This is a genomic window from Dokdonella sp. (genome assembly GCF_035703485.1).
Taxonomy (GTDB): domain Bacteria; phylum Pseudomonadota; class Gammaproteobacteria; order Xanthomonadales; family Rhodanobacteraceae; genus Dokdonella.
Map to the genome: position 1 here is coordinate 1 of NZ_DASSYD010000054.1, position 9,106 is coordinate 9,106.

The 9,106-nt window shown below is 57.5% G+C and carries 11 protein-coding genes; 3 read left to right on the forward strand and 8 right to left on the reverse strand.

Annotation, left to right across the window (positions count from 1 at the left end; genetic code table 11):
• Positions 1 to 191: 191 nt before the first annotated feature.
• The 4 genes from cyoE to VFN25_RS04130 are packed head-to-tail and all read right to left on the reverse strand — an operon-like array spanning position 192 to position 3,549.
• The gene (gene cyoE, locus VFN25_RS04115; RefSeq protein WP_325139116.1) at positions 192 to 1,100 is read right to left on the reverse strand and encodes a heme o synthase; all 909 of its coding nucleotides are present in this window, start codon (positions 1,098 to 1,100) and stop codon (positions 192 to 194) included.
• Between the two features lie 3 nt (positions 1,101 to 1,103).
• Entirely contained in the window at positions 1,104 to 2,270 is a 1,167-nt protein-coding gene (locus VFN25_RS04120; protein WP_325139118.1) for a COX15/CtaA family protein, read from the reverse strand.
• Entirely contained in the window at positions 2,267 to 2,815 is a 549-nt protein-coding gene (locus VFN25_RS04125) for a hypothetical protein (RefSeq protein ID WP_325139120.1), read from the reverse strand. The genes VFN25_RS04120 and VFN25_RS04125 overlap by 4 nt, the downstream gene beginning before the upstream one ends.
• Entirely contained in the window at positions 2,815 to 3,549 is a 735-nt protein-coding gene (locus VFN25_RS04130; protein WP_325139125.1) for an SURF1 family protein, read from the reverse strand. The genes VFN25_RS04125 and VFN25_RS04130 overlap by 1 nt, the downstream gene beginning before the upstream one ends.
• 48 nt (positions 3,550 to 3,597) lie before the next feature.
• Between VFN25_RS04130 and VFN25_RS04135 the strand changes: the two genes are divergently transcribed.
• Positions 3,598 to 3,801 carry a twin transmembrane helix small protein gene (locus VFN25_RS04135; protein ID WP_325139127.1) on the forward strand — a complete coding sequence of 68 codons (204 nt, stop codon included), beginning with the start codon at positions 3,598 to 3,600 and terminating at the stop codon, positions 3,799 to 3,801.
• A 168-nt stretch (positions 3,802 to 3,969) separates the two neighbouring features.
• On the opposite strand, the gene VFN25_RS04140 is transcribed toward VFN25_RS04135, so the two are convergent.
• Together VFN25_RS04140 and VFN25_RS04145 are read right to left on the reverse strand one after the other, a co-directional pair.
• The gene (locus VFN25_RS04140) at positions 3,970 to 4,842 is read right to left on the reverse strand and encodes a cytochrome c oxidase subunit 3 (protein WP_325139129.1); all 873 of its coding nucleotides are present in this window, start codon (positions 4,840 to 4,842) and stop codon (positions 3,970 to 3,972) included.
• Between the two features lie 31 nt (positions 4,843 to 4,873).
• Positions 4,874 to 5,491: a cytochrome c oxidase assembly protein gene (locus VFN25_RS04145; protein ID WP_325139131.1), complete on the reverse strand. Its 618-nt coding sequence runs from the start codon at positions 5,489 to 5,491 to the stop codon at positions 4,874 to 4,876.
• A gap of 10 nt (positions 5,492 to 5,501) precedes the next feature.
• Between VFN25_RS04145 and VFN25_RS04150 the strand changes: the two genes are divergently transcribed.
• Positions 5,502 to 5,633 carry a hypothetical protein gene (locus VFN25_RS04150; protein ID WP_325139133.1) on the forward strand — a complete coding sequence of 44 codons (132 nt, stop codon included), beginning with the start codon at positions 5,502 to 5,504 and terminating at the stop codon, positions 5,631 to 5,633.
• Positions 5,634 to 5,697: 64 nt separating this feature from the next.
• Here VFN25_RS04150 and ctaD read toward each other — a convergent pair whose 3' ends face one another.
• Together ctaD and coxB are read right to left on the reverse strand one after the other, a co-directional pair.
• Positions 5,698 to 7,320 (reverse strand): cytochrome c oxidase subunit I, encoded by a 1,623-nt coding sequence (ctaD, locus tag VFN25_RS04155; protein ID WP_325139136.1) that lies wholly within the window; start codon positions 7,318 to 7,320, stop codon positions 5,698 to 5,700.
• Positions 7,321 to 7,350: 30 nt separating this feature from the next.
• Entirely contained in the window at positions 7,351 to 8,235 is an 885-nt protein-coding gene (gene coxB / locus VFN25_RS04160) for a cytochrome c oxidase subunit II (protein WP_325139137.1), read from the reverse strand.
• A 604-nt stretch (positions 8,236 to 8,839) separates the two neighbouring features.
• On the opposite strand from coxB, the gene VFN25_RS04165 reads away from it, so the two are divergent.
• Positions 8,840 to 9,106 (forward strand): hypothetical protein (locus VFN25_RS04165; RefSeq protein WP_414648851.1); only part of this gene is annotated, 267 nt, incomplete at its 3' end.

A 9,106-nucleotide genomic window follows, 5' to 3' on the forward strand; every position in this document is an offset into this window, starting at 1 on the left:
TTGAAGCGACTGCATGGATGCAGGAGGTAGAGCAACGCAGGAGCAGTTGCCGACACGGCCAGTGCATCTGCGCCAGCGCGCCGCGATCTGCACGCAGACAGGTGTCGTGACGATTGCGCCACTTGATCAGCGTTGCCCTAAAGGCATGTCCTGAGCCTGTCAAAGGAGGCTCCACAGAGACAGCCCGCTCTTTATGTTGCCTTGAAAATCAAGGAGCCTGCCGCGGGAATCGCCGTCGGCAACATGTAGTGATCGACGAGCAGAAACGCGAACAAGGCCATCAGGTAGATGATCGAGTAGTTGAACACCTTCATCGCGAACATCTCGTCCGGCGGATTGAGCAGGCGGATGGCGTAATAGAGAAAACCTGCGCCGAGAACCAGTGCGCCGCCGAGATAGAACACACCACTCATGCCGGTCAGATACGGCAGTATGGTCACGATCACCAGCAGGACCGTATAGGCGAGCACATGCCAGCGCGTATAGGTGACGCCGTGGGTCACCGGCAGCATTGGCACCTGGGCGCGCGAGTAGTCGGCGACGCGGAAAATCGCCAGGGCCCAGAAATGCGGCGGCGTCCACACGAAGATGATCAGGAACAGCAACAGGGCGTAGGGATGCACCTGACCGGTTACCGCGACCCAGCCGAGCAGCGGCGGTGCGGCACCTGCTGCGCCACCGATGACGATATTCTGCGATGTCGCGCGCTTGAGGAAAGCCGTATAGACAATCGCGTAGCCGATCAGTGAGACGAAAGTCAGCACGGCGGTCAGCGTATTCACCAGGGTGATCAGAATCGTCATCGAAAGTGCGCCCAGCACGATCGCAAAAATCAGTACCTGTTTCGGCGTAAGCGTCCCGGTTGCCAGCGGTCGATGTGAGGTTCGCGCCATCACGCGATCGATGCGTTGGTCGATCAGATGATTGATCGCGGCAGCAGATGCGGCCGCCAGCCAGATACCGAGAAAACCGAACACCGATTCGCGCAACGGCGGCCAGCCCGGCACGGCAAGGAACATGCCGATGATCGCGGTGAACACGATCAAGGCCACGACCCGCGGCTTGGTCAACTCAAAATATTCGTGGGCTAGCGAGGGCATGAGTCAGGCGTCGTGGAAAGTCGGCATGGTGGTCACGCGTCGTTGCGTGCGTGCAAGAATGAAGATCAGGGTAAACAGCAAGATCACGGCGACACTGACGTGGGCCAATGCAATCGGCATCGGCAAGGCGAGCTTGATGTTGGCGATACCAAGGCCGACCTGTATGACCAGTCCGATGCCGAGAAAGATGGCCGGCCATCGCAAGCCGCGACGGGCGAGTCGATGCGACAACCAGCCGAGATAGCAGAACACAATCAATGCGCCGATGCGATGAGCCATCTGGATGGCGTTGCGTGCGGCGACATCAAGCACGCCACCCTCGTAGTTGACGCCAATGCCTCTCCAGAGCACGAAACCTTCGTGGAAATCGGTCGGTGGCCACCATTGTCCCTGGCAGGTCGGGAAATCGAGCCCGCAAGTCAGCGCGGCGTAGTTGGCACTGGTCCAGCCGCCAAGCGCAATCTGCAAACCGAGCAGCAACAAGCCGATCGCAACCAGTTTCCGGGTCGAGGCCCAGTGATCATCGTTGGCACCGACACCGCTCAAGCGCAGGGCGACATAACTGAGCAGCGCAAATGTGGTCAATCCGCCAAGCAGATGACTCATGACCACCACGGGCTTCAGCAACCAGGTCACGGTCCACATGCCGAGCATGGCCTGGAATATCACCACCGAGAGCAACACCACGGCAATGCGCCAGGGCGCCGGCCGTTCAAGACGAGCGGCGACAAATACCGGTATCGCGAGTGCGATTACGGAACAGATCGCCGAAAAGTCATGGGCACCTTTGATGTAGCTGACGACACCTATGGCTGCGATGGCAGCGGCGATCACAATTGCACCCAATGCACGCTTGCGTTGCCAGACTGCACTTGCCGCAAGTGCGAGAATCAACACGCCGAGCGCACCGGCAAGCATGCGATGGCCTTGCTCCCGCCAGGTCTTGTGCATTTCAACGGGGCGATCCGGAAATGCCGCATTGGCCTGGGCAATATCACTGCCGTGTCCAGGCCAACTGGCCTGGCCGTAGCAAGTCGGCCAATCTGGGCACGACAAGCCGGCATGACTCAAGCGCACGAACGCACCAAATACGACCAGGCAGAATGCCACGGTCGCACCGAATACCGCTATCCGGGTCGGCCACGACCATGAGGAAATTGAAGATTTCATTTGGTCACCTTGGCCAGATCCTTGCGCAAGCCGTTGGCATCAAAGCCATCGGGATAGACGGTCACCGCAACCCCATCCGGCTTGACCAGAACGGCGCTAACGCCATCCTCGACATCCGGGCTCCACTGGGAAAACCCGTTGTTGATGTCGTCGCCGATTTGCCACGCGCTCATGAGCTCTCTGGTTTCCGGGCCCGTGGGTGGAGCGCCGAGATAGATCAGGCGCAGACGAACAGATTTCTGATTGAGCGAAATGCGTGCCCTATGCATCAGATCCAGCTTGAGTATGCAGGCATTGCCACAATGCCGACCCGGAATCGCGACCAGGCTCCAGCGCCAGTCGGGATCCTGCCACTCCAGCGACGAGCCGTCCTCAAGTTTGACAACCACACTCTCGACCGATTGTTGCGGAACAATACCGACACCAAAACTGCGTGCGTCGGGCACCCAGCCGATGACTGTGAGGAAGACAGCGGCAAGCAAGGGCACGGCAAAGAGTGATCCGATCAAGATCAACTGCAGGCGCTTCCGGTTTCTCTCTTGCATCAGGCTGATTCTCCAGGTTCACGCCGCCAGTGCAGCACGATGAAAATGACGATTGTGGCGATGGCGAAGCAAAACCACTGAAAGGCATATCCGCGATGTTTTTGCGGCGGTATGATTTGAGGCGTCCAGTTCCGAACAAAACCGGATTTCGGATCGGCATCGAGGAGTAGCACGCGGGAGTCGATGACGCGTCCAAAGTCTTCCCCGATCTCTTTCGTATCAATATAGATCGTCAGCTTCGGCCACTTGTCTTGTCCAGGCAAGGCGTTGCCACCCAGACGCAAGCCGGAGCCAGGCGGAGGAGCGTACAAGCCATGCAGCCGAGTCTCTCCCTGCGGCATTTGCGCAACGCTCGCAACATCTTCCTTGTCGATGAACCCGCGATTGACCAGCAGCGGCAAGGCGCCATCATCCGGGATAAAGACAGCGAAGACGAGGACACCTTGACGACCTTCACGGATCTGATCGTCGAGCAGGTAGCTGTGCGTGGCGTCGAATCGGCCGCGAACCGACACGTGCGGATTGACCGTGTCGCCAATCCGCTGTCGTGCTGCCTGCAGTGAAACCGGAGCGGCCTTGGCGGCGCCGGCGTATGACGCCAGCAGCTCCTCCTTCTCGACTGCGCGATGCAACTGCCAGTTGCCCAGCCAGAAAAACACTCCGACACCCAGACAAACCAGCACGATAGCCAGTCCGGAAGGTCGCACCCAGCGTCGTCCTCGATCCTCAACCACTATAATTGACCGAATATCGCTGAACCCAATTTCCCAGGGAACAAACCCATGACCAGCAAGATCCTGATCGTTGTTTTTCTCATCGCCATCGTCTGGAATCTCGGTGCCGGCATGTACTACATGATGACCGACAAGGGCGACAGCGATCGTACCCTCAAGGCTCTGACCCGTCGCATCGCGCTATCGATCGCACTGATCGTGCTGATCGCCATCGGTATTTTCACCGGTTACATTCAGCCGCATGGCCTTTGAAAGCCGGGAGTGGGGAGTGGGGAGCAGGTAGAAGCAGCGTCGGCCCCCTTTGCCTTTCCCGACACATTTCCCGGTGCTTGGGAATGGGTAATGAAGAGTCCGTAAAGCGAATTCTCGCCGCTCACAGCCTTTCCCCATTCTCCATTCCCAATTCTCTATTCCCGGCTCTTAAAGCACATACACAAACACGAACAAGCCGAGCCAGACCACGTCGACGAAGTGCCAGTACCAGGCGACGGCTTCGAATCCGAAGTGATCGTTCTTGGTGAAATGCCCTTTGGCGCAGCGAAACCACATGACTGTCAGCATGATTGCGCCGAGAGTTACGTGCATGCCGTGAAATCCGGTCAGCATGAAGAAGGTTGAACCGTAGATGCCGCTGCCAAGGGTCAGATTGAGGTCCTGGTAGGCCTCCATGTACTCGTGAACCTGGAAGTACAAGAAAGTCGCGCCGAGCAAGATCGTTGCGGCCAGCCAAATCAGCAACGCGCGACGATAGCCGGCGCGCAGGGCGTGATGGGCAAAGGTGATGGTGACACCTGAGGCAAGCAGCAACAGGGTGTTGATCAGCGGCAGATGCCACGCCGGAATCGTTTCGAAGGCTCCACCAATGTTTCCGGGGCCGTTGGTCGGCCAGGACGGCGTGTAACCCTGCCAGAGGAAATAGTTTGTCAGGCCGCCATGGCCTTCACCACCGATCCACGGCACGGAATACATGCGTGCGTAGAACAGTGCGCCAAAAAATGCGCCGAAGAACATCACTTCGGAGAAGATGAACCACATCATTCCCATGCGGAATGAAACGTCGACCTGTTTGTTGAACTTGCCGGCTACCGATTCACGAATGACGGTTCCAAACCAGCCGATCATCATGAATGCAATGGTTGCCAGACCAAGGTACATCAATGGCAGCGCCGTCAATCCGGTACCTCCATTGAACAAGTTCGCCGCACCGATGACCGTGGTGAACAGTCCGATGGAACCCACGATCGGCCAGCGACTGCCATGTGGGACGTAATACGCATCATGTGTTTGCGACATGTTCTTGGAACCCCGGACTCTAGGATTTAGGTCAATTGCTTGCGATGCCGACAACCGGCGCCGGCACAAGGCTCAACTGCTTTGTGGCCAGCTCATTCGCATAAAACGTATAGGAAAGCGTCAAGGTTTTCGTTTTCTGCGGCAGTTGCGGGTCGACGACGAAACGAACGGGCATGCGCCTCGACTCGCCGGCTTCCAGGGTCTGCTCAGTGAAACAGAAACACTCGGTCTTGTTGAAAAACGGTGAAGCCTCGGCCGGCGCCACACTGGGTACGGCATTGCCGACGATGGCCGCATCGGACACGTTGGTCGCATCGAACCAGACCTCGGTCAATGCGCCCGGGTGAATCTCGATGCGAGCCTTCTCTGCCTTGAATGACCAGGGCAGCTTGCTGTTGACGTTGGCCACAAACTCGACCGCCACGGTTCGCGATTTGTCCTCGGTCATCATCGCAACCTGAGCGGCGTCCGCTGCCTCACCCGACATGCGAATGCCGAGCACATGCTCGCAAGCGATTCGATAGATCGGCACCATCGCGAAACCGAAAAAGAAAGAAGCCACGACCACGCCCAAGGCAACCTTGGCAATTCCGCGAGCATCATGCTTCGCAGGTTTTCGGGGTGTTGTCGTGGATGATTCGTCGTTCATGGATTCAACAATGATGGATCAATCAAAGGCTTCTAGCATCTACCAAAAAAATCTGGCCAAAAATCAAATCGAAGCGATGTTTCATTCAAAAAGTGCGGCCACGGATGGCCGCTTCTTCTTCTCGCTCTGCGTTCAAGGATGAACGCACAGATAAACAAGTCTACCGAAGCCTCGAACTTCAACGCGTTCAAGGATGAACGCACAAACTAGTGAGTCACATCCCCATGCGCCAGCATCGAGTCATCAATCACCGGTGGCACGGTAAAGGTGTGGTGCGGTGCCGGTGACGGTACCGTCCACTCAAGTCCCTTTGCGCCCTCCCAGACCTGGGTGGTTGCACGATTCTTCGAGAAGTACACGGCATGCACGATTACGCCGACGAACAGCAGCTGACTGGCACCAAACCAGAACCCGCCAATCGAGCTGATCATGTTGAAGTCGGCAAAGGCAACGTTGTAATCCGGGATACGACGCGGCATGCCGGCCAGCCCGAGGAAGTGCTGCGGGAAGAACAGGACGTTGACCGAGATCACGCTCATCCAGAAATGGATCTTGCCCCAGCGCTCGCTGTACATGTTGCCCGACCACTTCGGCAGCCAGTAATACACGGCGGCCATGATTCCGAAGATTGCACCGGTTACCAGCACGTAGTGGAAGTGGGCGACGACGAAGTAGGTGTCGTGATACTGGAAGTCCGCAGGCACGATAGCCAGCATCAAGCCGGAAAATCCGCCGATGGTGAACAGGATGACGAAGGCGATCGCAAACAACATCGGCGTCTCGAAGGTCAACGAGCCTTCCCACATCGTGGTCACCCAGTTGAATACCTTCACTCCGGTTGGAATGGCGATCAGCATCGTTGCGTACATGAAGTAGAGTTCGCCACCGAGCGGCATGCCCACCGCAAACATGTGATGCGCCCAGACAATAAATGACAGGAAGGCGATACAGGCCAGGGCGTAAACCATCGCCGTGTAGCCGAACAGCGGCTTGCGACTGAAGGTCGGGATGATCTCCGAGACGATGCCGAAGGCCGGCAGGATCATGATGTAGACCTCGGGGTGACCAAAAAACCAGAAGATGTGCTGGAACATCACCGGGTCACCGCCACCGGCCGCATCGAAGAAGCTGGTGCCGAAATACTTGTCGGTCAGCAGCATGGTCACGGCACCGGCGAGTACCGGCATCACCGCAATCAGCAGAAACGCGGTGATCAGCCAGGACCAGCTGAACACGGGCATCTTCAACAAGTCCATGCCCGGTGCGCGCATGTTCAGAATGGTCGCGATGATGTTGATCGCACCCATGATCGAGCTGATGCCCATCATGTGAATGGCGAAGATGACAAAGGCGATGCTGTTGCCGCCCTGCAGTGAAAGCGGCGGGTACAGAGTCCAGCCACCCTGTGGACCGGCACCGGTCATGAACAAGGTGGAAAGCAGCAGCACGAACGCAAACGGCAGGATCCAGAACGACCAGTTGTTCATGCGCGGCAAGGCCATGTCGGGCGCGCCGATCTGCAGCGGAATCATCCAGTTGCCCAGGCCGACAAAGGCGGGCATGACCGCACCGAAAATCATGATCAGTGCATGAATCGTGGTCATCTGATTGAAGAACTCAGGCTGCACCAACTGCATGCCTGGCTCGAACAGCTCGGCACGGATGATCATGGCCATCGAGCCGCCGGTGAAAAACATGATCAGCGCGAACACCAGGTACAGCGTACCGATGTCCTTGTGGTTGGTTGTAAACAGCCAGCGGTTCAAAAAGCCCTGCGGCTTGTGATCGTGAGTGTCGTGATGTTCGTCGTGGACGGCAGCGTGTGCCATGGCCTCTACCTCAAGAATTCTGAAACGGAATCAACCCTTTGGGGCTGTCGTCGGTGCAAGAGTGGTTGCAGTGGCTGCGGCCGCCGGAGCGCTTGTCTGAGCCGCCATCCACTGCTCGAATTCGGCCTTTGGCAAGGCCTTGATCACGATCGGCATGAAGCCGTGACCACGACCGCAAAGCTCGGCACACTGGCCGCGATAGACACCCGGCTCGTCGATCCTGGCCCAGGCCGAATTGATGATTCCGGGAATCGCATCCTGTTTCCAGCCCAGTGCCGGCACCCACCACGAGTGGATGACGTCATCGGCGGTGACCACGAACCGAACCTTGACCCCGACCGGCAGAACCAGCGGCTTGTCGACATCGAGCAGATAGGTCGGATAACCGTCAACGTTGACTGAGTGTGGATCCATGCCGGAACCAAGCTGACGGGTCCGGTTGGACTGCGATTCCAGGCTCGATATGAAGTTGATATTGGGCTGCTCGCCGAAATAATCGACGTACTCGTAGCGCCACTTCCACTGATAACCGGTGACCTTGATGGTCATCTCCGATCCGGAGGTATCAGCCATCTTGATCAGCAGGGTCGTGGCGGGCCACGCGCTGGCAATCAGTATCAGGATGGGAATGACCGTCCAGACCACCTCCAGCTTGGTGCTGTGGCTCCAGGTCGCAGGCACGGCGCCTTTCGACTTGCGAAATCGGAACATCGCTACAAACATCGCGCCGAATACGACGATGCCGATGGCCACGCAGATCCACAGGACAACCATATGGATGTCATAGACATCACGAGAGGTTTCCGTGACGCCTTTGGCCATGTTTAGCTGCCATGGCACCGGATTTGCGCTTGCCGCTGTGCTCGCGAGCAGGCCGAGTACGATCTGGGCCGGTGCTCTCAGCACACGGCGCATTCGCGAGATCCCAACTGACATCATTGCCATCACCTTGAATACGTGAATCACTCGATTCGCGCCTCGACCAACACGCTGATCAAGGCGCAATCCCCTTCCCGGACAAGGCCGGAAACCGACCGGAACATCCATCATGTACGGGAATGATGGACGTGGAACCTCGGAATGATAGTAGAGCACACGCTGCACCGGCAAGGTCGAAGTCTCGTCAGGATCGATTTTTTCGTCGGAATTCGATGTTTGACCTTGTCAAGCATGATCCAGGCTAGTCAACGGTTCGCTGGAAAACTTCGCTTGGCTGCACGTGATAGCGTCACTACACTAGCAATCGGTCAAAACCATTCGAAACAGGCTTGAACAGCGCAATCTCGATGGCTGACGGCATGATTGCTGCTCCGGTGGTCTTCCATTCCAGGCAGCCTGCTCGACTTTGCCGATTGAGCCGAATGATTGGCTTAGCAAGAACGACTATCAAATTTGGCCTGTTTGAACAGATTGGCAGATCGATCACCTGAGAGACCGATACACCACCAGCTCCCTTTAACCCTCCTGCCCCGACGTGATGAGTCCGGTCGCGACCCTGGCACTAGCCGAGAGCCCACAGATCGTGAGCGAAATTCTTTCCCCCGAATTGCCCGAGTCATGCGATCCCGCACGCGCGCGGATCACCGCTGCCTGGTCGAAAGATGAGACCGAGGCCATCGTCGAGCTGCTCGCCGACGCAAGCATGTCCTCGATCGAGAGTGAACAGGTGCTTGCCGTCGCAACCGAACTGGTTTCGCGAATCCGGGCCAAGGCGGACGATCAGACTGCAGTCGAGTCGTTCATGCGCCAGTACGACCTGTCCAGCGAGGAAGGCGTGTTGCTGATG